Source organism: Pseudescherichia sp. AS216 (genome assembly GCF_037152055.1).
In the GTDB taxonomy this organism is placed as follows: domain Bacteria; phylum Pseudomonadota; class Gammaproteobacteria; order Enterobacterales; family Enterobacteriaceae; genus Pseudescherichia.
In genome coordinates this window covers 419,901-446,682 of record NZ_JBBCMV010000002.1, presented here as the reverse complement: position 1 = coordinate 446,682, position 26,782 = coordinate 419,901, and the positions used below count along the sequence as shown (strand labels likewise).

Annotated in this window: 24 protein-coding genes and 1 pseudogene; 18 read left to right on the top strand and 7 right to left on the bottom strand. The window is 57.1% G+C overall.

Features of this window, described 5'->3' with window-relative positions; genetic code table 11:
- The first annotated feature begins 30 nt into the window (after positions 1-30).
- From dnaK to nhaA, 3 genes are all read left to right on the top strand, one after another.
- A complete protein-coding gene (dnaK, locus tag WFN61_RS07665) occupies positions 31-1,947 on the top strand; it encodes a molecular chaperone DnaK (RefSeq protein ID WP_144816234.1) in 1,917 nt (638 codons plus the stop codon).
- 84 nt (positions 1,948-2,031) lie between these two features.
- A complete protein-coding gene (dnaJ, locus tag WFN61_RS07660; protein WP_144816231.1) occupies positions 2,032-3,168 on the top strand; it encodes a molecular chaperone DnaJ in 1,137 nt (378 codons plus the stop codon).
- 125 nt (positions 3,169-3,293) lie between these two features.
- Positions 3,294-4,463, top strand: coding sequence for a Na+/H+ antiporter NhaA (gene nhaA, locus WFN61_RS07655; protein ID WP_144816229.1), 1,170 nt, complete (start codon positions 3,294-3,296; stop codon positions 4,461-4,463).
- Positions 4,464-4,522: 59 nt separating this feature from the next.
- On the opposite strand, the gene rpsT is transcribed toward nhaA, so the two are convergent.
- Entirely contained in the window at positions 4,523-4,786 is a 264-nt protein-coding gene (gene rpsT, locus WFN61_RS07650) for a 30S ribosomal protein S20 (RefSeq protein ID WP_042388178.1), read from the bottom strand.
- A gap of 79 nt (positions 4,787-4,865) precedes the next feature.
- On the opposite strand from rpsT, the pseudogene WFN61_RS07645 reads away from it, so the two are divergent.
- From WFN61_RS07645 to ispH, 6 genes and pseudogenes are all read left to right on the top strand, one after another.
- Positions 4,866-5,106, top strand: a pseudogene (locus WFN61_RS07645) (DUF2575 domain-containing protein).
- A gap of 7 nt (positions 5,107-5,113) precedes the next feature.
- On the top strand, positions 5,114-6,052 hold the full coding sequence (gene ribF / locus WFN61_RS07640) for a bifunctional riboflavin kinase/FAD synthetase (protein ID WP_257758515.1): 939 nt from the start codon (positions 5,114-5,116) through the stop codon (positions 6,050-6,052).
- Positions 6,053-6,090: 38 nt separating this feature from the next.
- The gene (gene ileS, locus WFN61_RS07635) at positions 6,091-8,907 is read left to right on the top strand and encodes an isoleucine--tRNA ligase (protein WP_144816222.1); all 2,817 of its coding nucleotides are present in this window, start codon (positions 6,091-6,093) and stop codon (positions 8,905-8,907) included.
- Entirely contained in the window at positions 8,907-9,407 is a 501-nt protein-coding gene (lspA, locus tag WFN61_RS07630) for a signal peptidase II (protein ID WP_144816220.1), read from the top strand. The genes ileS and lspA overlap by 1 nt, the downstream gene beginning before the upstream one ends.
- Before the next feature lie 71 nt (positions 9,408-9,478).
- Positions 9,479-9,928, top strand: a complete 450-nt coding sequence (fkpB, locus tag WFN61_RS07625) for an FKBP-type peptidyl-prolyl cis-trans isomerase (RefSeq protein ID WP_042388172.1) — start codon at positions 9,479-9,481, stop codon at positions 9,926-9,928.
- 1 nt (position 9,929) lies between these two features.
- Positions 9,930-10,880, top strand: a complete 951-nt coding sequence (ispH, locus tag WFN61_RS07620) for a 4-hydroxy-3-methylbut-2-enyl diphosphate reductase (protein WP_144816217.1) — start codon at positions 9,930-9,932, stop codon at positions 10,878-10,880.
- A 3-nt stretch (positions 10,881-10,883) separates the two neighbouring features.
- On the opposite strand, the gene WFN61_RS07615 is transcribed toward ispH, so the two are convergent.
- Entirely contained in the window at positions 10,884-11,792 is a 909-nt protein-coding gene (locus WFN61_RS07615; protein WP_337038455.1) for a LysR family transcriptional regulator, read from the bottom strand.
- A gap of 92 nt (positions 11,793-11,884) precedes the next feature.
- Between WFN61_RS07615 and WFN61_RS07610 the strand changes: the two genes are divergently transcribed.
- The 9 genes from WFN61_RS07610 (at position 11,885) to folA (ending at position 22,271) form a co-directional block, all read left to right on the top strand.
- The gene (locus WFN61_RS07610; RefSeq protein WP_337038453.1) at positions 11,885-12,514 is read left to right on the top strand and encodes an alanyl-tRNA editing protein; all 630 of its coding nucleotides are present in this window, start codon (positions 11,885-11,887) and stop codon (positions 12,512-12,514) included.
- A gap of 158 nt (positions 12,515-12,672) precedes the next feature.
- A complete protein-coding gene (dapB, locus tag WFN61_RS07605) occupies positions 12,673-13,494 on the top strand; it encodes a 4-hydroxy-tetrahydrodipicolinate reductase (RefSeq protein WP_144816211.1) in 822 nt (273 codons plus the stop codon).
- A 454-nt stretch (positions 13,495-13,948) separates the two neighbouring features.
- Complete coding sequence (gene carA, locus WFN61_RS07600; protein ID WP_337038451.1) at positions 13,949-15,097, top strand: glutamine-hydrolyzing carbamoyl-phosphate synthase small subunit; 1,149 nt, start codon at positions 13,949-13,951, stop codon at positions 15,095-15,097.
- Between the two features lie 18 nt (positions 15,098-15,115).
- Positions 15,116-18,340: a carbamoyl-phosphate synthase large subunit gene (gene carB / locus WFN61_RS07595; protein WP_144816206.1), complete on the top strand. Its 3,225-nt coding sequence runs from the start codon at positions 15,116-15,118 to the stop codon at positions 18,338-18,340.
- 186 nt (positions 18,341-18,526) lie between these two features.
- A complete protein-coding gene (locus WFN61_RS07590) occupies positions 18,527-18,760 on the top strand; it encodes a YgdI/YgdR family lipoprotein (protein WP_144816204.1) in 234 nt (77 codons plus the stop codon).
- A gap of 195 nt (positions 18,761-18,955) precedes the next feature.
- Entirely contained in the window at positions 18,956-19,177 is a 222-nt protein-coding gene (locus WFN61_RS07585) for a YgdI/YgdR family lipoprotein (protein WP_144816200.1), read from the top strand.
- An 87-nt stretch (positions 19,178-19,264) separates the two neighbouring features.
- Positions 19,265-19,795, top strand: a complete 531-nt coding sequence (gene kefF / locus WFN61_RS07580; RefSeq protein ID WP_144816197.1) for a glutathione-regulated potassium-efflux system oxidoreductase KefF — start codon at positions 19,265-19,267, stop codon at positions 19,793-19,795.
- Positions 19,788-21,650: a glutathione-regulated potassium-efflux system protein KefC gene (gene kefC, locus WFN61_RS07575; protein ID WP_312273179.1), complete on the top strand. Its 1,863-nt coding sequence runs from the start codon at positions 19,788-19,790 to the stop codon at positions 21,648-21,650. Before kefF ends, kefC begins: the two co-directional genes overlap by 8 nt.
- A 141-nt stretch (positions 21,651-21,791) precedes the next feature.
- Entirely contained in the window at positions 21,792-22,271 is a 480-nt protein-coding gene (folA, locus tag WFN61_RS07570; RefSeq protein ID WP_154058558.1) for a type 3 dihydrofolate reductase, read from the top strand.
- 110 nt (positions 22,272-22,381) lie between these two features.
- On the opposite strand, the gene apaH is transcribed toward folA, so the two are convergent.
- Genes apaH through surA form a run of 5 tightly spaced genes read right to left on the bottom strand, consistent with a single transcriptional unit; the run spans position 22,382 to position 26,705 of the window.
- Entirely contained in the window at positions 22,382-23,230 is an 849-nt protein-coding gene (gene apaH / locus WFN61_RS07565; RefSeq protein WP_144816190.1) for a bis(5'-nucleosyl)-tetraphosphatase (symmetrical) ApaH, read from the bottom strand.
- 3 nt (positions 23,231-23,233) lie between these two features.
- The gene (apaG, locus tag WFN61_RS07560; protein WP_144816188.1) at positions 23,234-23,611 is read right to left on the bottom strand and encodes a Co2+/Mg2+ efflux protein ApaG; all 378 of its coding nucleotides are present in this window, start codon (positions 23,609-23,611) and stop codon (positions 23,234-23,236) included.
- A gap of 3 nt (positions 23,612-23,614) precedes the next feature.
- Positions 23,615-24,436 (bottom strand): 16S rRNA (adenine(1518)-N(6)/adenine(1519)-N(6))-dimethyltransferase RsmA, encoded by an 822-nt coding sequence (gene rsmA / locus WFN61_RS07555; protein ID WP_337038449.1) that lies wholly within the window; start codon positions 24,434-24,436, stop codon positions 23,615-23,617.
- Positions 24,433-25,419, bottom strand: a complete 987-nt coding sequence (pdxA, locus tag WFN61_RS07550; RefSeq protein WP_337038447.1) for a 4-hydroxythreonine-4-phosphate dehydrogenase PdxA — start codon at positions 25,417-25,419, stop codon at positions 24,433-24,435. The genes rsmA and pdxA overlap by 4 nt, the downstream gene beginning before the upstream one ends.
- On the bottom strand, positions 25,419-26,705 hold the full coding sequence (gene surA / locus WFN61_RS07545) for a peptidylprolyl isomerase SurA (RefSeq protein ID WP_144816181.1): 1,287 nt from the start codon (positions 26,703-26,705) through the stop codon (positions 25,419-25,421). The genes pdxA and surA overlap by 1 nt, the downstream gene beginning before the upstream one ends.
- Positions 26,706-26,782: the final 77 nt, after the last annotated feature.

Sequence of the window (26,782 nt, the reverse complement as noted above, 5' to 3'; positions counted from 1 at the left end):
GATGAACAAATTTTTAGTGGAGACGTTTAGATGGGTAAAATTATTGGTATCGACCTGGGTACTACCAACTCTTGTGTAGCGATTATGGATGGCACCACCGCACGTGTGCTGGAGAACGCCGAAGGCGATCGCACCACGCCGTCAATCATTGCCTATACCCAGGATGGTGAAACTCTGGTAGGCCAGCCGGCTAAACGTCAGGCAGTGACAAACCCGCAAAACACCCTGTTTGCGATTAAACGCCTGATCGGTCGCCGCTTCCAGGACGAAGAAGTGCAGCGTGATGAAGCCATCATGCCGTACAAAATCATTGCAGCCGACAACGGCGACGCATGGATTGATGTAAAAGGCCAGAAAATGGCACCGCCGCAGATCTCTGCTGAAGTGCTGAAAAAAATGAAGAAAACGGCTGAAGACTACCTGGGCGAACCAGTGACCGAAGCGGTTATTACCGTTCCGGCTTACTTCAACGATGCTCAGCGCCAGGCGACCAAAGACGCTGGCCGTATCGCGGGTCTGGAAGTCAAACGTATCATCAACGAACCGACCGCAGCGGCACTGGCCTACGGTCTGGATAAAGAAGTTGGCAACCGCACTATCGCCGTATACGACCTCGGTGGCGGTACCTTCGATATCTCTATTATCGAAATCGACGAAGTTGACGGTGAGAAAACCTTCGAAGTGCTGGCAACCAACGGTGATACCCACCTGGGTGGTGAAGACTTCGACAGCCGTATGATCAACTACCTCGTTGAAGAGTTTAAGAAAGATCAGGGCATTGACCTGCGTAACGATCCGCTGGCGATGCAGCGCCTGAAAGAAGCCGCAGAGAAAGCGAAAATTGAGCTCTCCTCTGCGCAGCAGACCGACGTGAACCTGCCGTACATCACCGCAGACGCGACCGGTCCGAAACACATGAACATCAAAGTGACCCGTGCGAAACTGGAAAGCCTGGTAGAAGACCTGGTAAACCGTTCTATCGAGCCGCTGAAAGTTGCGCTGCAGGATGCGGGCCTCTCCGTCTCTGACGTGCAGGACGTGATCCTGGTCGGTGGCCAGACCCGTATGCCGATGGTGCAGAAGAAAGTTGCTGAGTTCTTTGGCAAAGAGCCGCGTAAAGACGTTAACCCGGACGAAGCCGTAGCTATTGGTGCTGCTGTTCAGGGCGGCGTGCTGACCGGTGATGTGAAAGACGTTCTGCTGCTCGACGTGACTCCGCTCTCCCTGGGTATCGAAACCATGGGCGGCGTGATGACTGCGCTGATCGGCAAAAACACCACTATCCCGACCAAGCACAGCCAGGTGTTCTCTACTGCGGAAGACAACCAGTCTGCGGTAACCATCCATGTGCTGCAGGGTGAGCGTAAACGTGCAGGCGATAACAAGTCGCTGGGCCAGTTCAACCTCGACGGTATTAACCCGGCACCGCGCGGCATGCCGCAGATCGAAGTTACCTTCGACATCGACGCCGACGGTATTCTGCACGTTTCCGCGAAAGACAAAAACAGCGGCAAAGAGCAGAAGATCACCATCAAAGCCTCTTCTGGCCTCAACGAAGATGAGATCCAGAAAATGGTTCAGGATGCGGAAGCTAACGCCGAGTCTGACCGTAAGTTCGAAGAGCTGGTACAGACCCGCAACCAGGGTGACCACCTGCTGCACAGCACCCGTAAGCAGGTTACCGAAGCAGGCGATCAGCTGCCGGCTGAAGACAAAACCGCTATCGAGTCTGCGCTGAGCGCGCTGGAAACCTCACTGAAAGGTGAAGACAAAGCCGATATCGAAGCGAAAATGCAGGCGCTGGCCCAGGTTTCCCAGAAGCTGATGGAGATTGCTCAGCAGCAGCACGCTCAGCAGCAGGCGGGTGGCGCTGACGCTTCTGCGAACAACGCGAAAGACGACGACGTGGTCGACGCTGAGTTCGAAGAAGTTAAAGACAAAAAATAATCGCCCTGATGTAGGGTAGAAAACCAGCACGGGCGTAGAGGTTTCCTCTCCGCCCGTGCTCGCATGTTAGGGGCAGATAAACAAATGGCAAAGCAAGACTATTACGAGATTTTAGGCGTTCCGAAAACAGCGGAAGAGCGTGAAATCAAAAAGGCCTATAAGCGTCTGGCAATGAAGTTCCACCCGGACCGCAACCAGGGCGATAAAGAGGCCGAAGCCAAATTTAAAGAGATTAAAGAAGCGTATGAGATCCTGACCGATGCGCAAAAACGTGCGGCCTACGATCAGTACGGTCACGCGGCGTTTGAGCAGGGCGGCATGGGCGGCGGCGGCGGTTTTGGCGGCGGCGGCGCTGACTTTAGCGATATCTTTGGCGACGTATTCGGCGACATCTTTGGCGGCGGTCGTGGTCGCCAGCGCGCGTCGCGCGGGGCTGACCTGCGCTACAATATGGAGCTGACGCTGGAAGAGGCCGTACGCGGCGTCACCAAAGAGATCCGTATCCCGACGCTGGAAGAGTGCGACATCTGTCACGGCAGCGGCGCGAAAGCCGGTACTCAGCCGCAGACCTGTCCGACCTGTCACGGCTCCGGCCAGGTGCAGATGCGCCAGGGCTTCTTTGCAGTACAGCAGACCTGTCCGCACTGTCAGGGCCGCGGTACGCTGATCAAAGATCCGTGCAACAAGTGCCACGGCCACGGTCGCGTGGAGAAGAGCAAAACCCTGTCCGTGAAGATCCCGGCAGGCGTCGATACCGGCGACCGTATTCGCCTCTCAGGCGAGGGCGAAGCTGGGGAGCATGGTGCACCGGCAGGCGATCTGTACGTTCAGGTTCAGGTGAAGCAGCACCCGATTTTCGAGCGTGAAGGCAACAACCTCTACTGTGAAGTACCGATCAACTTTGCCATGGCGGCGCTGGGCGGTGAGATTGAGGTCCCGACGCTGGACGGTCGCGTTAACCTGAAGGTGCCGAGCGAAACCCAGACCGGCAAGCTGTTCCGCATGCGCGGCAAGGGCGTGAAGTCGGTACGCGGCGGTGCGCAGGGCGATCTGCTGTGCCGCGTAGTGGTTGAGACGCCGGTGGGCCTCAGCGAGAAGCAGAAGCAGCTGCTGAAGGATCTTCAGGAGAGCTTCGGTGGCCCAACGGGTGAACATAACAGCCCACGCTCCAAAAGCTTCTTCGACGGCGTAAAGAAGTTCTTTGATGACCTGACGCGTTAAGCGTTAGCGTCTGCGTTCACGAAAGCCTGGGGTAACGCCCGGGCTTTTTCATTATTTCTGTCCCCTCGCAATCCAGACGGTTAAACTGTTTCAGACATTAAGTAAATTCTACAGAAGGAGCCATTGTGAAACATTTGCGCCGCTTTATTAACAGCGATGCGTCCGGGGGCGTGACGCTTATCATTGCCGCCGTGCTGGCTATGCTTTGCGCCAATCTGGGGGCGACTCAAGAGGCCTACCGTGCTTTTCTCGACCTGCCGGTGCAGTTCAGGGCGGGTCCGCTCGATATCAATAAGAACATGCTGCTGTTCATTAACGATGCGCTGATGGCCGTCTTCTTCCTGCTGATAGGGCTGGAAGTAAAGCGCGAGCTCATCCAGGGCGCATTGGCTAGTTTTCACCAGGCGATCTTCCCGGTCATCGCCGCGGTGGGGGGAATGGTTGTCCCGGCACTGATTTTCCTGCTGTTTAACGCTAACGACCCGGTGGTCAGCCACGGTTGGGCAATCCCTACCGCGACCGATATCGCCTTTGCGCTGGGCGTGCTGGCGCTGCTGGGCAGCCGTATTCCGCCCGCGCTAAAGATCTTCCTGATGGCGCTGGCAATTATCGATGACCTGGGTGCCATCGTGATTATTGCCCTGTTCTATACCAGCGATCTGTCAATGGTGTCGCTGGGCGTCGCTGCCCTGGCTGTCGTGGTGCTGGCCGTCATGAATGCCCTCAACGTGCGGCGTACCGGCCTCTATATACTGGTTGGGCTGGTTCTCTGGACGGCGGTACTGAAGTCGGGCGTGCATGCCACCATCGCCGGGGTGATCCTGGGGTTCTTTATCCCGCTAACGAAAGAAGAGGGGGTATCGCCCTCCCGCCAGCTGGAGCATGTGCTTCATCCGTGGGTAGGCTGGCTTATTCTGCCGCTGTTTGCCTTTGCAAATGCGGGAGTACCGTTACAGGATGTGACGCTGAGCGGGCTGGCCTCGATGCTGCCGCTGGGAATTATCGCCGGTCTGCTTATCGGCAAGCCGCTGGGCATTACGCTCTTTACCTGGCTGGCGCTGCGGATGAAGCTGGCAAAACTGCCTCATGGAACAGCCTTCAACCAGATAATGGCCGTCGGCGTGCTGTGCGGCATCGGCTTTACCATGTCTATCTTCATCACTAACCTGGCGTTTGACGGTATCGATCCTGAGCTGGTGGACTGGGCTAAGCTGGGTATTCTGACTGGCTCGCTGCTGTCGGCAGTGATTGGCTACTGCCTGCTGCGGGCGCGTTTTAAAGCGCCAGAGGCATAGTCCAGACGTAAAAAAACCCGCCTTGGCGGGTTTTTTAACAAAGCTCAGCAGACGGGCGATTAAGCCAGTTTGTTGATCTGCGCGGTCAGGTTAGCCTTATGGCGCGCTGCTTTGTTTTTGTGGACCAGACCTTTAGCGGCCTGACGATCCACGATCGGTTGCATTTCGTTAAATGCTTTCTGTGCAGCTGCTTTGTCGCCAGCTTCAATCGCTGCGTATACTTTCTTGATGAAAGTACGCATCATAGAGCGACGGCTTGCGTTGTGCTTGCGTGCCTTTTCAGACTGAACGGCGCGCTTCTTAGCTGATTTGATATTAGCCAAGGTCCAACTCCCAAATATGATCTATGTGGACAATTCAAAGGCCGAGGAATATGCCCTTTCAGCCTTCTTTTGTCAATGGATTTGTGCAAATAAGCGGCGCTACGTTGCGACGCTCGTTACGTGTGATGGGGCAAGATTCTATCAGCTTGCTGGTCATGAATACAGCCTTTCTACGACAAAAATCGCTGTGAAACACGACTTTTTCTTTAGGTAGGCAGGCAGCGCAATGAAATCCTTGGCGCTTTCTGTTTTACAAGGCCAATCGCCGGTTAACCTTAAACGCTGTACAAGGTATACTCGGACGATTTTCACTGTTTTGAGCCAGACATGAAGCTGATACGCGGCACACATAATCTCAGCCAGGCCCCGCAAGGGTGTGTGCTGACTATTGGTAATTTCGACGGCGTGCACCGGGGGCATCAGGCGCTGCTGCGCGGCCTGATCGCCGAAGGGCGTAAACGTAGCCTGCCGGTGGTGGTAATGATTTTTGAACCCCAGCCGCTGGAGCTGTTCGCTGGCGATAAAGCCCCGGCCCGTCTGACACGCCTGCGTGAAAAGCTGCGTTATCTGGCCGAATGCGGCGTCGACTACGTGCTCTGCGTGCGCTTCGATCGCCGCTTTGCTGCCCTGACGGCGCAAAACTTTGTCAGCGACCTGCTGGTGGATCGCCTGGGCGTGCGCTTTCTTGCCGTCGGCGACGATTTCCGCTTTGGTGCTGGTCGGCAGGGCGATTTCTTGTTATTACAGAAGGCTGGCCTGGAGTACGGCTTTGACGTCACCAGCACCCAAACCTTCTGCGAAGACGGCGTGCGCATCAGCAGCACGGCGGTACGCCAGGCGCTGGCGGATGACGATCTGCCGCTGGCCGAGAGCCTGCTAGGGCATCCGTTCTCTATCTCCGGCCGCGTCGTGCACGGCGACGCGCTGGGACGCACCATTGGCTTCCCAACGGCGAACGTGCCTCTACGCCGTCAGGTCTCCCCGGTAAAAGGGGTCTATGCGGTAGAAGTGATGGGTCTGGGCGATAAACCGCTGCCCGGCGTGGCCAATATTGGTACCCGCCCCACGGTCAAAGGCGTGCGCCAGCAGCTGGAAGTGCACCTGCTGGACGTTGTAATGGACCTCTATGGCCGCCATATAGAAGTAGTGCTGCGAAAAAAGATCCGCAGCGAAAAGCGATTTGCCTCGCTGGATGAGCTGAAGGCGCAAATTGCCAAAGATGAGTTAACCGCCCGCGAGTTATTTGGGTTATCAAACCTGGCGTAATGGCTAAACACGTTTTTAATTACGGAACCGAGAATCTGATGAGTGACTTTAAATCAACCCTGAATTTGCCGGAAACAGGGTTCCCGATGCGTGGCGATCTCGCCAAACGCGAACCGGGAATGCTGGCGCGTTGGAACGATGATGACCTGTACGGCATCATCCGTGCCGCGAAAAAAGGCAAAAAAACCTTCATTCTGCATGATGGCCCTCCTTATGCGAATGGCAGCATTCATATCGGTCACTCGGTTAACAAGATTCTGAAAGACATTATCGTTAAGTCCAAAGGACTGACGGGCTTCGATTCGCCTTACGTGCCGGGCTGGGACTGTCACGGTCTGCCGATCGAGCTGAAGGTGGAGCAGGAGTATGGCAAACCGGGTGAGAAGTTCACCGCCGCCGAGTTCCGCGCCAAGTGCCGCGAGTACGCTGCCGCACAGGTTGACGGTCAGCGTAAAGATTTTATCCGCCTGGGCGTGCTGGGCGACTGGTCTCGTCCTTACCTGACCATGGATTTCAAAACCGAAGCTAACATCATCCGTGCGCTGGGCAAGATCATCGGTAACGGCCACCTGCATAAAGGCGCGAAGCCGGTGCACTGGTGCGTTGACTGCCGCTCTGCGCTGGCAGAAGCGGAAGTGGAGTATTACGACAAAACCTCTCCGTCTATCGACGTGGCGTTCAATGCCGTCGATCAGGATGCGGTGAAAGCCAAATTTGGCGTAACGTCGGTAAATGGCCCAATCTCGCTGGTTATCTGGACCACCACCCCGTGGACGCTGCCAGCAGACCGCGCGATCTCGCTCTCTGCTGATTTCGACTATGCGCTGGTGCAGGTAGACGGTCAGGCGCTGATCCTGGCGAAAGATCTGGTGGAAAGCGTTCTGAAACGTGCCCACATCGATAACTTCACCGTGCTGGGCACCGTGAACGGCGCTGAGCTTGAGCTGATGCGCTTCAAACACCCGTTCCTGGATTTCGATGTTCCTGCGATTCTGGGCGATCACGTAACACTGGAAGCCGGTACCGGTGCGGTTCATACCGCCGGTGGTCACGGCCCTGACGACTACAACATCAGCCTGAAATACGGACTGGAAATCGCGAACCCGGTGGGTCCTGACGGCGCTTATCTGCCTGGCACTTACCCAACGCTGGACGGTGTCAACGTCTTCAAAGCCAACGACATTATCGTTGATATGCTGCGCACCAGCGGCGCGCTGCTGCACGTAGAAAAAATGCAGCACAGCTACCCGTGCTGCTGGCGTCACAAAACACCGATCATCTTCCGTGCTACTCCGCAGTGGTTCATCAGCATGGATCAGAAAGGCCTGCGCGCGCAGTCTCTGAAAGAGATCAAAGGCGTGCAGTGGATCCCGGACTGGGGCCAGGCGCGTATTGAATCCATGGTCGCCAACCGTCCTGACTGGTGTATCTCCCGTCAGCGTACCTGGGGCGTGCCGATGTCTCTGTTTGTGCATAAAGAGACGCAGGAACTGCACCCGAACACGCTGGAGCTGATGGAAGAAGTCGCGAAACGTGTTGAAGTGGACGGCATTCAGGCATGGTGGGATCTCGATTCCCGCGACATCCTGGGCGCGGATGCTGACAGTTACGAGAAAGTGCCGGATACCCTGGACGTGTGGTTCGACTCCGGTTCAACGCACTCCTCCGTTGTAGACGTGCGCCCTGAGTTTGCCGGTCACGCTGCCGATATGTATCTGGAAGGTTCTGACCAACATCGCGGCTGGTTTATGTCCTCGCTGATGATCTCCACCGCCATGAAAGGCAAAGCGCCGTATCGTCAGGTGCTGACCCACGGCTTCACCGTGGACGGTCAGGGACGCAAGATGTCGAAATCCATCGGCAACACCGTCTCGCCGCAGGACGTCATGAACAAGCTGGGCGCGGATATTCTGCGTCTGTGGGTGGCCTCGACGGACTACACCGGCGAGATGGCGGTATCGGATGAGATCCTCAAACGTGCCGCCGACAGCTATCGTCGTATCCGTAACACCGCACGCTTCCTGCTGGCGAACCTCAACGGTTTCGATCCGGCAAAAGATATGGTGAAACCGGAAGAGATGGTGGTGCTGGATCGTTGGGCTGTAGGCTGTGCCCAGGCCGCGCAGGAGGATATCCTCAAGGCGTACGACTCTTACGACTTCCATGAGGTGGTGCAGCGCCTGATGCGCTTCTGCTCTATCGAGATGGGCTCGTTCTACCTCGACATCATCAAGGATCGTCAGTACACCGCGAAAGCCGATAGCGTTGCCCGTCGCAGCTGCCAGACCGCGCTGTATCACATTGCCGAAGCGCTGGTGCGCTGGATGGCACCGATCATGTCCTTTACGGCCGATGAGATCTGGGGCTACCTGCCGGGCGAGCGCGAGCAGTATGTCTTTACCGGTGAGTGGTATGAAGGCCTGTTTGGCCTGGCCGAAACGGAAGCCATGAACGATGCTTACTGGAGCGAGCTGCTGAAGGTCCGCGGCGAGGTAAACAAAGTTATCGAGCAGGCGCGCGCCGACAAGAAGGTAGGCGGCTCGCTGGAAGCGGCGGTGACGCTCTATGCCGAGCCCGAGCTGGCGGCGAAGCTGACGGCGTTAGGCGATGAATTGCGATTCATCCTGTTGACCTCGGGTGCTGGTGTTGAAGACTATACTAACGCGCCGGCCGAAGCCCAGCAGAGCGAGCTGCTCAAAGGGCTGAAGGTGACGCTGAGCAAAGCCGAAGGTGAGAAGTGTCAGCGCTGCTGGCACTACACGACCGACGTCGGTAAGGTGGCGGAACACGCAGAAATTTGCGGACGCTGTGTGGTTAACGTCGCCGGTGACGGCGAAAAACGTAAGTTTGCCTGATGAGTAAACCGATCTTTTCAACAGGGCTACGCTGGCTGTGGCTGGTGGTAGTCGTGCTGATTATCGATCTGGGCAGCAAGTTCCTGATCCTCCAGAATTTCAATCTGGGGGAGACGGTATCGCTGTTCCCGTCGCTTAATCTGCACTATGCGCGCAACTACGGCGCGGCGTTTAGCTTCCTCGCCGATAAAGGCGGCTGGCAGCGCTGGTTCTTCGCGGGGATCGCTATGGGTATCTGCGTAGTGCTGGCGGTGATGATGTATCGCGCCAGGGCCTCGCAGAAGCTGAACAATATTGCCTATGCGCTGATTATTGGCGGCGCGCTGGGCAATCTGTTTGACCGCCTGTGGCACGGCTTCGTGGTCGATATGATCGACTTCTACGTCGGCGACTGGCACTTCGCGACCTTTAACCTCGCCGATACGGCTATCTGTATTGGGGCGGCGTTGATCGTGCTGGAGGGCTTTTTGCCTTCGGCAGCGAAGAGAAAAGCGGCATAACCGTAGCGCAAAACCTGTAGGCCCGGTAAGCGTAGCGCCACCGGGCAAACACATTGGAAGGCTATATCTGCATGTCTAATTCTGTACAGAGCAACAGCGCGGTGCTGGTGCATTTCACGCTGAAGCTTGATGATGGCTCCGTTGCCGAATCTACCCGTAACAATGGCAAACCGGCGCTGTTTCGCCTTGGCGACGGCTCGCTGTCGGAAGGGCTGGAGCAGCATCTGCTGGGACTGAAAGCTGGCGAGAAGCGTGCCTTTTCGCTGGAGCCGGATGCCGCCTTTGGTATCAGCAGCCCGGATCTGATCCAGTACTTCTCGCGTCGTGAGTTTATGGAGGCGGGCGAACCGGAAATGGGTGCAATCATGCTGTTTACCGCAATGGATGGCAGCGAAATGCCAGGCGTGATCCGTGAGATTAACGGCGATTCGATCACCGTTGACTTCAACCATCCGCTGGCCGATCGAACCGTTCATTTTGATATTGAAGTGCTGGAAGTCGATCCGGCACTGGAGGCATAAGATGCAGATCCTGTTGGCCAACCCGCGCGGCTTCTGCGCCGGGGTAGACCGCGCTATCAGCATTGTTGAGAACGCGCTGGCAATCTACGGCGCGCCAATTTACGTGCGTCACGAAGTGGTGCATAACCGCTACGTTGTCGACAGCCTGCGCGAGCGCGGGGCGATCTTCATCGAGCAGATCAGCGAAGTGCCGGACGGTGCGATCCTGATCTTCTCCGCCCACGGCGTCTCCCAGGCGGTGCGTAACGAAGCGAAAAGCCGCGATCTGACGGTGTTTGACGCCACCTGTCCGCTGGTGACCAAGGTGCATATGGAAGTGGCACGCGCCAGCCGTCGCGGCGAAGAGTCGATTCTTATCGGTCACGCTGGCCATCCGGAAGTAGAGGGCACGATGGGCCAGTACAGCAACCCGAAAGGGGGCATGTACCTGGTAGAGTCGCCGGAGGATGTGCTGACGCTCAACGTCAAAGACGAAACCCGGCTGTCGTTTATGACCCAGACCACCCTGTCGGTGGATGATACCTCTGACGTCATCGACGCCCTGCGTAGCCGTTTCCCGAAGATCGTCGGGCCGCGTAAGGATGATATCTGCTACGCCACCACCAACCGTCAGGAGGCGGTGCGCGCGCTGGCCGAACAGGCTGATGTGGTGCTGGTAGTGGGATCGAAAAACTCCTCTAACTCCAACCGACTGGCGGAGCTTGCCCAGCGAATGGGGAAAGCAGCGTTTCTGATCGACGACGCGTCCGATATTCAGGAGAAGTGGGTGGCGAATGTCGCCTGCGTCGGCGTCACCGCCGGGGCCTCCGCGCCGGATATTCTGGTGCAGAACGTCATCGCCCGCCTGCAGGCGCTGGGCGGTGGGGAAGCCATTCCCCTTGAAGGCCGCGAAGAGAATATCGTCTTCGAGGTGCCGAAAGAGCTGCGTGTAGACGTGCGCGAAGTCGAGTAACCCTTAAACGATGCCGGTGGGCATCTTTTCGGTCAGATAGCTAATCAGTGCCCGCATTTTTGCGGGCATATGTTTATTCCGCGTCCACAGTAGCCACAGCTCTCCAGAATAGGTGCTGATAAATTCCCACTCGGGCAGCACCTGCACAATCTCCCCACTCTCCAGCGCTTCGCGGGCGGTAAACAGCGGCAGGCTGCCAATGCCAATATGCTGCTTAACCGCGTCCAGGCGCACGCCGGTATGGTTTGCCGCGTAGCGTCCCCGTGTCTGAACGGTCTCCAGCTTTTCCCGCAGACGAAATTTCCAGCGTGCGTCAGCAGGCGTTTCACCGAGAGAGATGCAGCTGTGACGACGCAGATCCTGTGGATGCGCGGGCGTTCCGTGCATGCATAAATACTCAGGCGTGGCGCAGATCGCGTGGGTTACCGGCATCAGGGATTTACCGTACAGCCCTGGTGAAGGGGTGTCGGTGATACGCAGCGCCAGATCCACCCCGTCGTTAATTAAATCCACATAGCGATCCTCCAACCGCAGGGTAACGTCTATCTGTGGATAGCGGGCAAGAAACTCGGGCATCAGGGGGTGGATAACGAAGCGCCCTACGGCTTTCGGTACGCTCAGAGTAAGTTTGCCCTGCGCAACGGTTTGCAGGCTGCCGCCAGAGTCTAGCGCCTGCCTGGCGGCCTCCAGCATCTCCTGGGCATGCTCATAAACGGTTCTGCCCGTCTCCGTCAGGGCCAGCTTGCGGGTAGTGCGATGCAGCAGCTTACAGCCCATCTCCTGTTCAAGTCGGGAGACGCAGCGGCTAATAGCCGAGGGCGTTGCCCCGCTCGCTCGCGCCGCAGCGGAGAAGCTACCCTGTTCAATGATGGTCACAAAGGTCGCAAGATCGGGAAGCAGAAGTGGGTTCATTTGTGCCTGGTATGCAAAAGTGCAGTGATTGAAAAGGGAATTATCGTCCCGGAGATTATGAATATACTGTTCTCAGACAGAGGAGAACAACCATGACTGAACGTCTTTATTACACCAGCGATGCGACTGAGGGTATTGCCCAGGTGCTCAGCTGTAGCCAGGAGCCTGATGGCCGCTACGCCATCGAGCTGGATAAGACGCTGTTTCATCCCCAGGGAGGAGGGCAGCCGGCCGACAGAGGAGAGATCGCTGGCATCCGCGTTGAGAGCGTCGTCCAGCGCGGAGAGAGCGTGATACACATCCTGGCGGAACCGCTTGCCGTAGGCGAAGCGACGCTGCGGGTGGATGCAGAAACCCGCAGGCTGCACTCGCGCTGGCACAGCGCGGGCCATCTGATCGGCTACGCGGCAGAGCGGCACGGCTGGCAGCCGATCAAGGCGCATCACTGGCCGGGCGAGGGGAAGGTCACGTTTACTGCTGGCGAGGGAGCCGCCGTACCGGAGAGCGACATGCTCCTGACAATTATTGAGGCATGGATAAGCGCCGGGCTGCTGCGCCACGTGGCGTTCGAAAGCGATCGACGTAAGGTACGCTTTGGCGATCTGCCTGCCTATCTGTGCGGCGGGACGCATGTTCCTGACCTGCAAGATATCGATAAGCTGGTCATTGGCAGCATTAAACAGAAGAAAGGCCAGCTTACCATCAGTTATCTCCTGCCTTAGCACCTTGCTGCCGCTCAGGCAGCAATCATGTCTTTTGCTGATACTTTCCGACGTTTATCATTAAATTCTAATTATCGGCGTTTTCGGCTGGCGGCCCGTTAGCGGGCTGGTTAATCTGAAGGCGATTTATAGCATTTCATTAACAAAAGAGCACAACTATGCACGAAGCACAAATACGCGTTGCCATTGCGGGCGCAGGTGGGCGCATGGGCCGCCAGCTGATCCAGGCGGCGCTAAACATGGATGGCGTAACGCTGGGCGCGGCGCTGGAGCGGGAGGGCTCGTCCCTGCTGGGCAGCGACGCCGGGGAGCTGGCGGGCGCGGGCAAATCAGGCGTGACGGTGCAGAGCAGCCTTGAGGCGGTAAAAGACGACTTTGATGTGTTTATCGATTTTACCCGCCCGGAAGGTACTCTGACCCATCTGGCCTTCTGCCGCCAGCATGGCAAAGGTATGGTCATTGGTACTACCGGCTTCGACGAGGCTGGCAAGCAGGCTATCAGCGACGCGGCAAAGACCATCGGCATTGTTTTTGCCGCTAACTTTAGCGTTGGGGTCAACGTCATGCTTAAGCTGCTGGAGAAAGCAGCCAAAGTGATGGGCGACTACACCGATATTGAAATTATTGAGGCGCATCATCGCCATAAAGTTGATGCTCCGTCAGGTACCGCCCTGGCCATGGGGGAAGCCATCGCCCATGCGCTGGATAAAGATTTGAAAGAGTGCGCCGTTTACAGTCGCGAAGGCTATACCGGTGAGCGTCAGCCGGGCACCATCGGTTTTGCCACCGTTCGCGCAGGTGACATCATTGGCGAGCATACCGCCATGTTTGCCGACGTGGGTGAGCGCATTGAGATTACACACAAAGCTTCCAGCCGTATGACATTTGCAAACGGTGCGGTTCGGGCTGCTTTGTGGCTTAAATCACAGAATAATGGCCTTTTTGATATGCGTGACGTGCTCGATCTCAACAATTTGTAGCGTTTATTACCCATCGTGATGTGGTTATTGTGATCGCAATGCTTTGATTGCATGGGGCAATATTTTATTGCCCCTTTATTTTGTCTGTTTGATCCATTTTGTGATTTTAAAGCGCTGTAACACTCTCTCTTCCTGCTGTTTTTGATAAAAAAAAGCAGATTCTCACCCTCCAATCCTGTTTTTATCGTTACGTATAAAAAACTGAAATCCTTACATGTACGCAAGCGTTTTCCTGTGCAATTTATCTGGCTTTTTTGCATCTTAAGGTGCAGGTTATCCCTCAGGGTTGCAAAAAAGTAAGAAAAAGTGGTCTGGATGGTAGACTTTTATCAGGGTTGTCTCTAGAATGCCGCCGTTTGCCAAAAATACACCGGTAAGCAGATTTGCATTGATTTGTGGCTTCAATATGAATTAATATGCAAATAAAGTGAGTGAATATTCTCTGGAGGGTGTTTTGATTAAGTCAGCGCTATTGGTTCTGGAAGACGGAACCCAGTTTCACGGTCGGGCCATAGGGGCAACAGGTTCGGCGGTTGGGGAAGTCGTTTTCAATACTTCAATGACCGGTTATCAAGAAATCCTTACTGATCCCTCCTATTCCCGCCAAATCGTCACTCTTACTTATCCCCATATTGGTAATGTCGGCACTAACGAAGCCGATGAAGAAGCGTCCCAGGTTCATGCTCAAGGCCTGATTATTCGTGACCTGCCACTGATTGCCAGCAACTACCGCAATACCGAAGACCTCTCTTCTTACCTCAAGCGCCATAACATCGTGGCCATTGCCGATATCGATACCCGTAAACTGACCCGTCTGCTGCGCGAGAAGGGCGCTCAGAACGGCTGCATCATCGCGGGCGACAGCCCGGATGCCGCGCTGGCCCTGGAGAAGGCGAAAGCGTTCCCCGGTCTGAACGGGATGGATCTGGCGAAAGAGGTCACCACCGCAGAGTCCTACAGCTGGACCCAGGGAAGCTGGACGCTGGCCGGTGAGCTGCCAGAAGCGAAAAAAGAAGAGGAGCTGCCGTTCCACGTGGTGGCTTACGACTACGGTGCGAAGCGCAACATCCTGCGTATGCTGGTCGACAGAGGCTGCCGCCTGACGGTAGTCACGGCGCAGACCCCGGCGGAAGAGGTCCTGAAGATGAACCCGGACGGTATTTTCCTCTCCAACGGCCCCGGTGACCCGGCCCCGTGCGACTACGCCATCGACGCTATCCAGGCCTTCCTGGCAACCGATATTCCGGTGTTTGGTATCTGCCTTGGCCATCAGCTGCTGGCTCTGGCGAGCGGTGCCAAAACCGTGAAGATGAAGTTTGGTCACCACGGCGGCAACCATCCGGTTAAAGATATTGATAACAACACGGTGATGATCACCGCGCAAAACCACGGCTTTGCGGTGGATGAGGCGACGATGCCAGCTAACCTGCGCGTAACGCATACGTCGCTGTTCGACGGTACCCTGCAGGGTATTCATCGTACCGATAAGCCAGCGTTCAGCTTCCAGGGGCACCCGGAAGCGAGCCCAGGCCCGCACGATGCTGCACCGCTGTTCGATCACTTTATCGAATTGATTAAGCACTACCGTTCTACCGCCAAATAATCAGGAGCCGAGAAGACCATGCCAAAACGTACAGACATTAAAAGCATCCTGATCCTTGGCGCTGGCCCGATCGTTATCGGCCAGGCCTGCGAATTTGACTACTCCGGTGCCCAGGCGTGTAAAGCCCTGCGTGAAGAGGGTTACCGCGTCATCCTGGTTAACTCCAACCCGGCGACCATCATGACCGACCCGGAGATGGCGGACGCCACCTACATTGAGCCTATCCACTGGGAAGTGGTGCGCAAGATCATCGAAAAAGAGCGTCCGGATGCGGTGCTGCCAACCATGGGCGGCCAGACGGCGCTGAACTGTGCGCTGGAGCTGGAGCGCCAGGGTGTGCTAGCCGAGTTCGGCGTGACCATGATTGGCGCAACCGCCGACGCGATTGATAAAGCCGAAGATCGCCGCCGTTTCGACGTTGCAATGAAGAAAATCGGCCTTGATACCGCCCGTTCCGGCATTGCGCATAACATGGAAGAGGCGCTGGCAGTTGCCGCTGACGTCGGCTATCCGTGCATTATTCGTCCCTCATTCACCATGGGCGGTACCGGCGGCGGCATCGCCTATAACCGCGAAGAGTTCGAAGAGATCTGCGCCCGCGGGCTGGATCTCTCCCCGACCAACGAGCTGCTGATTGACGAGTCGCTGATCGGCTGGAAAGAGTATGAGATGGAGGTGGTGCGCGATAAGAACGATAACTGCATCATCGTCTGCTCTATCGAAAACTTTGACGCCATGGGTATTCACACCGGTGACTCCATCACCGTGGCCCCGGCGCAGACCCTGACCGACAAAGAGTATCAGATCATGCGTAACGCCTCGATGGCGGTGCTGCGTGAAATCGGCGTGGAAACCGGCGGCTCTAACGTTCAGTTCTCGGTGAACCCGAAAAACGGTCGTCTGATTGTTATCGAGATGAACCCGCGCGTCTCCCGCTCCTCGGCGCTGGCGTCAAAAGCCACCGGCTTCCCGATTGCGAAAGTGGCGGCCAAGCTGGCGGTGGGCTACACCCTCGACGAGCTGATGAACGATATCACCGGCGGCCGTACGCCAGCGTCGTTTGAGCCCTCTATCGACTACGTCGTTACGAAAATTCCGCGCTTCAACTTTGAGAAATTCGTCGGTGCCAACGACCGCCTGACCACCCAGATGAAGTCCGTGGGCGAAGTGATGGCCATTGGTCGCACCCAGCAGGAGTCGCTGCAAAAAGCGCTGCGCGGGCTGGAAGTGGGCGCGACCGGTTTTGACCCGAAGGTGAGCCTGGACGATCCGGAAGCGCTGACCAAAATTCGCCGCGAGCTGAAAGACGCGGGCGCAGAGCGTATCTGGTACATCGCGGATGCATTCCGTGCAGGCCTGTCGGTTGACGGCGTCTTTAACCTGACCAACGTTGACCGCTGGTTCCTGGTGCAAATTGAAGAGCTGGTGCGCCTGGAAGAGAAGGTGGCGGAAGTGGGCATCAACGGCCTCGACGCTGACTTCCTGCGCCAGCTGAAGCGCAAGGGCTTTGCCGATGCGCGTCTGGCCAAGCTGGCGGGCGTGCGTGAAGCAGAAGTCCGCAAGCTGCGTGAACAGTATAATCTGCACCCGGTCTACAAGCGTGTGGATACCTGTGCCGCAGAGTTCTCTACCGATACCGCCTACATGTACTCCACCTATGAGGAGGAGTGCGAGGCGAACCCGACTCAGGATCGTGACAAAATCATGGTGCTGGGCGGCGGGCCAAACCGTATCGGCCAGGGCATTGAGTTCGACTACTGCTGCGTGCACGCCTCGCTGGCGCTACGCGAAGACGGCTACGAGACCATCATGGTCAACTGTAACCCGGAAACCGTCTCCACCGACTACGATACCTCGGATCGCCTCTACTTCGAGCCGGTCACGCTGGAAGACGTGCTGGAGATTGTGCGCATCGAGAAGCCGAAGGGCGTTATCGTCCAGTACGGCGGCCAGACCCCGCTGAAGCTGGCGCGTGCCCTGGAAGCCGCAGGCGTACCGGTTATCGGTACCAGCCCGGATGCTATCGACCGTGCCGAAGACCGCGAGCGCTTCCAGCAGGCGGTTGACCGTCTGAAGCTGAAGCAGCCGGCCAACGCCACCGTGACCGCGATTGAAATGGCGGTTGAGAAGGCGAAAGAGATTGGCTACCCGCTGGTGGTGCGTCCCTCCTACGTGCTGGGCGGCCGGGCGATGGAGATTGTCTACGACGAGATCGACCTGCGTCGCTACTTTATGACGGCGGTAAGCGTCTCCAACGACGCGCCGGTGCTGCTGGATCGCTTCCTCGACGATGCGGTAGAGGTGGACGTAGATGCCATCTGCGACGGCGAGATGGTGCTGATCGGCGGCATCATGGAGCATATCGAGCAGGCGGGCGTACACTCCGGTGACTCGGCCTGTTCACTTCCGGCCTATACCCTGAGCCAGGAGATCCAGGACGTGATGCGCCAGCAGGTGCAGAAGCTGGCCTTTGAGCTGCAGGTGCGTGGCCTGATGAACGTGCAGTTCGCGGTGAAGGACAACGAAGTCTACCTGATTGAGGTGAACCCACGCGCGGCGCGTACCGTGCCGTTCGTCTCCAAGGCCACCGGCGTGCCGCTGGCGAAGGTGGCTGCGCGAGTGATGGCAGGGAAATCCCTGACCGAGCAGGGCGTCACCAAAGAGATTATCCCGCCGTACTACTCGGTGAAAGAGGTGGTGCTGCCGTTTAACAAGTTCCCGGGCGTGGATCCGCTGTTAGGGCCAGAGATGCGCTCTACCGGTGAAGTGATGGGCGTGGGCCGCACCTTTGCCGAGGCGTTTGCCAAAGCGCAGCTGGGCAGTAACTCGACCATGAAGAAACAGGGCCGTGCGCTGCTCTCCGTACGCGAAGGCGACAAAGAGCGCGTCGTTGACCTGGCCGCCAAGCTGCTGAAGTTCGGCTTTGAGCTGGACGCCACTCACGGTACGGCGATTGTACTGGGTGAAGCCGGTATCAACCCGCGTCTGGTGAACAAGGTGCATGAGGGGCGTCCGCACATTCAGGATCGTATCAAGAATGGCGAGTACACCTACATCATCAACACCACCGCAGGCCGTCAGGCGATTGAGGACTCCAAGCTGATCCGTCGCAGCGCTCTGCAGTATAAGGTGCACTACGACACCACGCTGAACGGCGGCTTCGCCACGGCGATGGCGCTAAATGCGGATGCCACCGAGAAAGTCACCTCGGTGCAGGAGATGCACGCGCAGATCGTTAAATAAGCGCTGGCAAATGTTACCCAAACCCGCTTCGGCGGGTTTTTTCATTTTACGCGTCGCGAGTGGCTATGAGGCATGGAATAATGTTCGCTGCCTAAGAGTGTTCTGTATTTCCCTGATACATCAGGCAAATAGTCTACAGTTAGTCAGGAAGACAACTGAAATTCACCTAAAAGCAGGGAGAACACCATGCAAAAGCGCATTCTCATTACATCTATTTTGGCCGCAGCAACGTTATTTACCGTAGCGGGTTGTTCCTCTAATCAGGCTGTAAAAACCACCGACGGCAAAACCATTGTGACTGACGGAAAACCGAAGGTAGACAGTGACACCGGTATGGTGTCGTACAAAAATGCCACAACAGGCCAGACAGAACAGATCAATCGCGACCAGCTGAAAAATATGAGCGAACTCGATAACTAATTCTGCACCGTCAGCGATATCGATCGTAGCCCGGCAGCATAATAGTGCCGGGCTTTTTTATTATTACTGTCTGAATCATCACCCAGATGAATATATTTCTAATCGCTTCGTCGTTAGCATTTTAATATATTTTTGCGATATTAAATAATATATCGCTTCGCTACACTCCTCTCTCCACGATTAAAGGAGAGTGTTATGAAGAGGATTGCTGCTGTTCTGTTGCTGGGGGCCGTATCGCTTTCGCTGGTAGGCTGCTCCAGCGACTACATTATGTCGACCAAAACCGGCGAGATGATTGTTACCCAAGGCAAGCCTGAAATTGATAAAGATACCGGCATGACCCGCTACGTTGACCAGCAGGGCTATAGCCGCCAGATTAAAACCTCCGATGTCTCCCAGCTGATCGAAAAAGAGTAAGCAAAGCGGATCTTTCTTCTGTAAGCGCACCGATTAACTGTCTAAACTCACTGCAATTACAACAGTGCAGTTTAGACAGGTTAATGAATGATTCTAATTATTTATGCTCATCCCTATCCGCGGCATTCACACGCGAATAAGCGGATGCTTGAGCAGGCAAGAACCCTGGATGGCGTAGAAGTCCGTTCGCTTTACCAACTCTATCCCGACTTCAATATTGATATCGCCGCCGAACAGGAGGCTATATCGCGTGCCGATCTGGTGGTCTGGCAGCATCCTCTTCAGTGGTATAGCGTTCCGCCACTGCTCAAGCTGTGGATGGATAAAGTGCTCACGCACGGCTGGGCCTACGGCGAGGGCGGTACCGCCCTGCACGGCAAACATCTGCTCTGGGCGGTGACCACCGGCGGCGGCGAGCACCACTTCGATATTGGATCGCATCCCGGCTTTGAGGCGCTGGCGCAGCCCCTGCAGGCCACGGCGATCTATTGCGGCATGAAGTGGCTGGCCCCTTTCTCGATGCATAACACCTTCGTAAACGATGATGAAACCCTGAACGCCAAGGCGCGTCACTACAAGCAGCGGCTGATGGAGTGGCAGGAGGTCAATCATGGATAGCCATACCCTGATACAAGCGCTGATCTATCTGGGATCGGCGGCGCTGATCGTGCCGATTGCGGTGCGGCTGGGCCTCGGCTCAGTGCTCGGCTATCTGATCGCGGGCTGTATTATCGGCCCATGGGGGCTGCGGCTGGTCACCGATGCCGAGTCAATTCTGCACTTTGCTGAAATCGGCGTGGTGCTAATGCTGTTCGTCATCGGTCTTGAGCTGGATCCTCAGCGGCTATGGAAGCTGCGGGCCTCGGTGTTTGGTGGCGGTGCATTGCAGATGCTGGTCTGCGGTCTGCTGCTGGGCGCGTTCTGTATGGCATTGGGCTTGCGCTGGCAGGTGGCGGTGCTGATCGGCCTGACATTGGGGCTCTCCTCGACGGCAATCGCAATGCAGGCAATGAACGAGCGTAACCTGATGGTCTCCCAGATGGGACGCAGCGCCTTTGCCGTTCTGCTGTTCCAGGATATCGCCGCCATTCCGCTGGTGGCGATGATCCCCCTGCTGGCGGCCAGCGGCGGAGCCACGACCCTGGGGGCCTTTGCCCTCTCAGCGCTGAAGGTAGTCGCCGCGCTGGCAATCGTCGTGCTGATTGGCCGCTACGTTGCGCGTCCGGCGCTGCGCTTTGTCGCCCGCTCTGGCCTGCGGGAAGTTTTCAGCGCCGTGGCGCTGTTCCTGGTCTTTGGCTTCGGGCTATTGCTGGAGGAGGCCGGGCTGTCGATGGCGATGGGGGCATTCCTGGCCGGGGTACTGCTGGCGAGCTCCGAGTACCGCCACGCGCTGGAGAGCGATATCGAGCCGTTTAAAGGCCTGCTGCTGGGGCTGTTCTTTATCGGCGTCGGCATGTCTATCGACTTCGGTACCCTCGTCACCCACCCGCTGCGCATTATCATTCTGCTGGTGGGCTTCCTGGTGATTAAAATCCTGATGCTGTGGCTGATTGCCCGCCCGTTAAAGGTGCCGAGCAAGCAGCGGCGCTGGTTCGCGGTTCTGCTGGGGCAGGGGAGCGAATTTGCCTTCGTGGTGTTCGGCACGGCGCAAAGCGCTAACGTGCTGGATCCCGAGTGGGCCAAAGCGTTGACCCTGGCGGTGGCGCTCTCAATGGCCGCGACGCCGCTGCTGCTGGTGCTCCTGACCCGGCTTGATAACAAAACCACCGGTCAGCAACAAGAAGCAGATGAGATTGATGAAGAGCAGCCGCGGGTCATTATTGCGGGCTTCGGCCGTTTTGGTCAGATTGCCGGCCGTCTGCTGCTCTCCAGCGGAGTGAAAATGGTCGTTCTCGATCACGATCCCGATCATATTGAAACCCTGCGCAAGTTTGGCATGAAGGTCTTCTATGGCGATGCGACCCGCGTGGATCTGCTGGAGTCCGCCGGAGCAGGCAAGGCCGAGGTGCTGATCAACGCCATTGACGATCCCAAAGCCAACCTGCAGCTGACCGAGCTGGCTAAAGAGCACTTCCCGCATCTGCATATCGTTGCCCGCGCCCGCGACGTCGATCACTTTATCCGCCTGCGTCAGGCGGGCGTCGAGCGTCCGGAGCGTGAAACCTTTGAAGGCGCGCTGCGTACTGGCCGGCTGGCGCTGGAGGGGTTGGGGCTGGGAGAGTATGAGGCCCGGGAGCGCGCCGATCTGTTTCGCCGCTATAATTCAGACATGATAGAGGAGATGGCGCAGGGTGAAGATGATACCCAGGCGCGGGCGGCGGTGTTCAAACGCACCAGCGCCATGCTGACGGAGATCATCACCGAGGATCGGGCACACCTCTCTCATACTCAGCGGCACGGCTGGCAGGGCACGGAGGAGGGTAAACACTCCGGCGATGTCAGCGACGAGCCGCAGGCTAAGCCGACGGTTTAATCATCTCCGCTGGCGGCCCCCAGGCAACTGCGGGCCCGCCAGCAGAATGAAAAATTTTCGTTCTCTTTACCTTTCCGCCAGTCGACGAGCGTGAGTGCTTTCCGTATAGTGGCGACAATTTTTAGCTCCGGGATATATACAATGATCAGTCTGATTGCGGCGTTAGCGGTCGATCGCGTAATTGGTATGGAAAATGCCATGCCGTGGAATTTGCCTGCCGATCTCGCCTGGTTTAAACGCAATACCTTAAACAAGCCGGTGGTGATGGGTCGCCTGACCTGGGAGTCCATCGGGCGTCCGCTGCCGGGGCGTAAAAACATCGTCATTAGCAGCCAGCCGGGCAGTGACGATCGCGTTCAATGGGTTAGCTCCATTGAGGACGCCATTGCCGCCTGCGGCGATGCAGAAGAGATTATGGTGATCGGTGGCGGGCGCATCTACGAGCAGTTTTTGCCCAAGGCCCAGCGTCTCTACCTGACGCATATCGATGCGGAAGTGGAAGGCGATACCCATTTCCCGGACTACGAGCCGGACGACTGGGAGTCGACCTTTAGCGAGTTTCACGATGCCGACGCGCAGAACTCCCACAGCTACTGCTTTGAGATCCTGGAGCGCCGTTAACGTTTAGCTGATGGAAACGCCTGATGGCGCTTCGCTTATCAGGCCTACGAAAGGTGTAGCATTGTAGGCCGGGCAAACGCAGTGCCGCCCGGCGTTGTAAACTCAGCTCATCAGGAGGCAACCACCTCGCCTTCACCCAGATCCAGGTGGCGGCTCGACGCCTGGGTAAAGTAGGCTTTATCTTCCCAACGCAGGCAGGTCAGAACGCCACCCCAGCAGCAGCCGGTATCCAGGGCGTAAACGCCTTCCGGTGTGCCTTTCCCCTCCAGCGATGCCCAGTGACCAAACACCACGCTGTACTCCTGCGTCACCGGACCGGGGATCACAAACCACGGTTTCAGCGGGGCAGGGGCGTTATCAGGCATGTCTTTGCAGTACATGTCGAGCTGGCCATTCGGGAAACAGTAGCGCATCCGCGTAAAGGCGTTGGTGATGAAACGCAGGCGTGCAAGACCGCTCAGCTCCTGGCTCCAGTTATTGGGCAGATCGCCATACATCGCATCTAAAAACAGCGGATAGGAGTCGCTGGCCAGCACCGCTTCGGCATCCCGTGCGCAGGCCAGAGCCGTCGGCAGATCCCACTGGGGGGTGATCCCTGCATGGGCCATCACCAGCTTTTTCTCTTCGTCCACCTGCAGCAGCGGCTGGCGACGCAGCCAGTTCAGCAGCTCATCGGCATCCGGCGCCTCCAGCAGCGGCGTAATACGATCCTTTGGCTTGTTTTTACTGATGCCGGCAAACACGGCCAGCAGATGCAGGTCATGGTTGCCCAGCACAACGCGTACGCTATCGCCCAATGATTTCACGAAACGCAGCACCTGCAGGGATGCCGGGCCGCGTGCAACCAGATCGCCCGTTAGCCAGAGGGTGTCGGTTTTAGGGTCAAACGCGACCTGTTTTAACAATGCGATCAGTTCATCGTAGCAACCGTGAACGTCGCCAATAAGATATGTCGACATGGATTAATGGATGAGTGTTGAAACGGCAAGTCGGAAGACCGGTATGTCGATGCGGAACGGATTGCCCTCAGCATCGATCATCTCATAGTGGCCCTGCATGGTACCCAGCGGCGTTTCGATAACGGCCCCGCTGGTGTATTGGTACTCTTCGCCGGGCGCAATGTGCGGCTGGACGCCAACCACACCTTCGCCCTGTACCTCGGTTTCACGGCCGTTGCCGTTGGTGATAAGCCAGTAGCGCCCCAGCAGCTGCACGGGCGCGCGTCCCAGATTGCGGATGGTCACCGTATAGGCGAAAACATAGCGCTGTTCATCAGGTGCCGACTGCGATTCGATATAGACACTCTGTACGTGAACACATACCCGGGGCGAATTGATCATGGCTTAACTCTCCTTCGGCGGCGCGTTATCCGTCAGGTAGTTTGCCAGCTGGCAGTACTGGGCGACAGAGACGTTCTCTGCCCGCACCGCCGGGTCAATACCTAACGACGTGAGAACCTCCGGCGTAAACAGATTGCCGAGGCTGTTGCGGATGGTTTTACGGCGCTGGTTAAACGCTTCGGTGGTGATGCGGCTCAGCACGCGAACCTCTTTAACCGGGTGCGGCATCGTGGTATGCGGTACCAGGCGCACCACCGCAGAGTCGACTTTAGGCGGCGGGGTAAAGGCCGTCGGCGGCACTTCCAGCACCGGGATCACCTGACAATAGTATTGTGCCATCACGCTTAAACGACCATACGCTTTGCTGTTCGGGCCTGCAACCAGACGATTTACCACCTCTTTTTGCAGCATGAAGTGCATATCGGCGATGGCATCAGTATAGCTAAACAGGTGGAACATCAGCGGTGTGGAGATGTTATAGGGCAGGTTACCAAAGACACGCAGCGGCTGGCCCAGGGTCAGGGAGAGCTCGCCAAAGTTCATGGTCATGGCATCCTGCTGATAGATGGTCAGTTTTGGCCCGAGGAACGGATGCGTTTGCAGGCGCGCGGCCAGATCGCGGTCCAGCTCGATGACGGTCAGCTCGTCCAGGCGCTCACCCACCGGCTCGGTCAGCGCGGCGAGGCCGGGGCCGATTTCGACCATGGCCTGGCCTTTCTGTGGGTTAATGGCTGAAACAATGCTGTCGATGACAAATTTATCGTTAAGGAAGTTTTGCCCGAAACGTTTACGGGCCAGGTGCCCCTGATGGACTCTGCTATTCATTGAGTATTAATAATCATTTTGATGGCGAGATTAAGCGCCGTAATAAAACTGCCGACATCGGCTTTCCCCTGGCCCGCGAGTTCTAGCGCGGTGCCGTGGTCTACGGATGTGCGAATAAAGGGTAAACCGAGCGTAATGTTCACACCGCGGCCAAAGCCCTGGTATTTTAGCACGGGCAGGCCCTGATCGTGATACATCGCCAGCACCGCATCGGCCCGATCGAGATATTTAGGCTGGAACAGGGTATCGGCAGGCAGCGGACCGCTGAGGTTCATGCCCTCGGCGCGCAGCGCTTCAAGCAGCGGAATGATGATATCAATCTCTTCGCTGCCCATATGGCCACCTTCGCCCGCGTGTGGGTTCAGGCCGCAAACCAGCACGTGCGGATGGGCAATACCAAATTTGTTTTGCAGATCGTGATACAGAATGGTGATGACATCGCGCAGCAGCGCCGGGGTAATGGCGTCGGCCACCTCCCGCAGCGGCAGGTGCGTGGTCGCCAGCGCCACGCGCAGCGCCTCGGTTGCCAGCATCATCACCACTTTGGCGGTGCCGGAGCGCGCTTCAAAAAACTCGGTGTGCCCGGTAAAGGGCACGCCAGCATCGTTAATCACCCCTTTGTGCACCGGGCCAGTCACCAGCGCAGCAAATTCGCCGCTCAGGCAGCCGTCGCAGGCGCGGGCCAAGGTATCAACAACGTAGCTACCGTTAGCCACGCTAAGCTGGCCTGGAACAACCTGCGCGTGCAGAGCAACGGGCAGCACCGTTAGGGTGCGGGCCTGCTGCGGCTGCGCGGGCAGGTTGGCATCGTAGGGGAGGAGCGTCAGCGGCAGACCGAGCATTAACGCCCGGTCGGCTAAAAGCTGCGGGTCGGCGCAGATCACCAGCTCCATTGGCCAGTCGCGCTGGGCCAGCTGGACGACCAGCTCCGGACCAATCCCGGCGGGTTCGCCGGGAGTGATAACGATGCGCTGAACGTTCATTAGTTGCTCAGGATCTTCACGTAGGCGCTGGCGCGCTGCTCCTGCATCCAGCTGGCCGCTTCTTCAGAGAATTTGCGGTTCATCAGCATGCGGTAGGCACGATCCTTCTGCGCGGCGTCGGTTTTATCGACGTTACGCGTGTCCAGCAGTTCAATCAGGTGCCAGCCAAACGAGGAGTGAACCGGCGCGCTCATCTGGCCTTTGTTCAGCTTCATCAGCGCATCGCGGAAAGCCGGATCGAAGATATCTGCTGCTGCCCAGCCGAGATCGCCGCCCTGGTTAGCCGAGCCGGGATCCTGGGAGAAGGACTTCGCTGCCGCGGCAAAGCTGGTTTTGCCACTCTTAATGTCCGCTGCAATTTGCTCCAGCTTCAGGCGAGCCTGATCATCGGTCATGATCGGCGACGGCTTCAGCAGAATATGGCGAGCGTGAACTTCCGTCACGGAGACGCTTTTGCTCTGGCCGCGCAGATCGTTAACCTTCAGAATGTGGAAGCCTACACCGGAACGGATCGGCCCAACGATGTCGCCTTTTTTCGCCGTGCTCAGCGCTTGAGCAAAGATAGACGGCAGCTCCTGAATGCGGCCCCAGCCCATCTCGCCGCCTTTCAGCGCCTGTGGATCGGCCGAGTAGGTGATCGCCAGCTTGCCAAAGTCATCTCCGCCGCGGGCCTGCTCAACGATCGAGCGTGCCTGGCTCTCCGCCTCGTTAACCTGATCGGAGGTAGGATTTTCCGGCAGCGGAATAAGAATGTGGCTCAGATTCAGCTCAGTGCTGGCGTCGTTCTGGTTACCTACCTGCTGGGCAAGCGAGTCAACCTCCTGCGGCAGAACGGTGATGCGACGACGCACCTCGTTGTTACGCACCTCGGAAATCAGCATCTCCTTGCGGATCTGGCTGCGGTAGGTGTTGTAATCCATACCGTCATAGGCCAGACGGCTACGCATCTGATCCAGCGACATGTTGTTCTGCTTGGCGATATTGGCGATAGCCTGATCGAGCTGCTCATCGGTGACTTTGACACCCATTTTGGTGCCCATCTGCAGAATGATTTGATCCATGATCAGCCGCTCCAGGATCTGATGACGCAGCGTGGCGTCATCAGGAAGCTGCTGGCCCGCCTGTCCGGCGTTAAGCTTTACGGATTTCATCAAACCATCAACGTCGCTTTCCAGTACAACGCCGTTATTCACGACGGCAGCGACCTTATCGACAACCTGCGGCGCGGCGAAACTGGTATTCGCAACCATGGCGATACCGAGAAGCAGCGTTTTCCAGTTCTTCATACTTTTTCCATTTCAATTAACCGCAATGCGGATTACGTGGCAAATCAACTTCATAACTCATCTACTTCACAAATAAG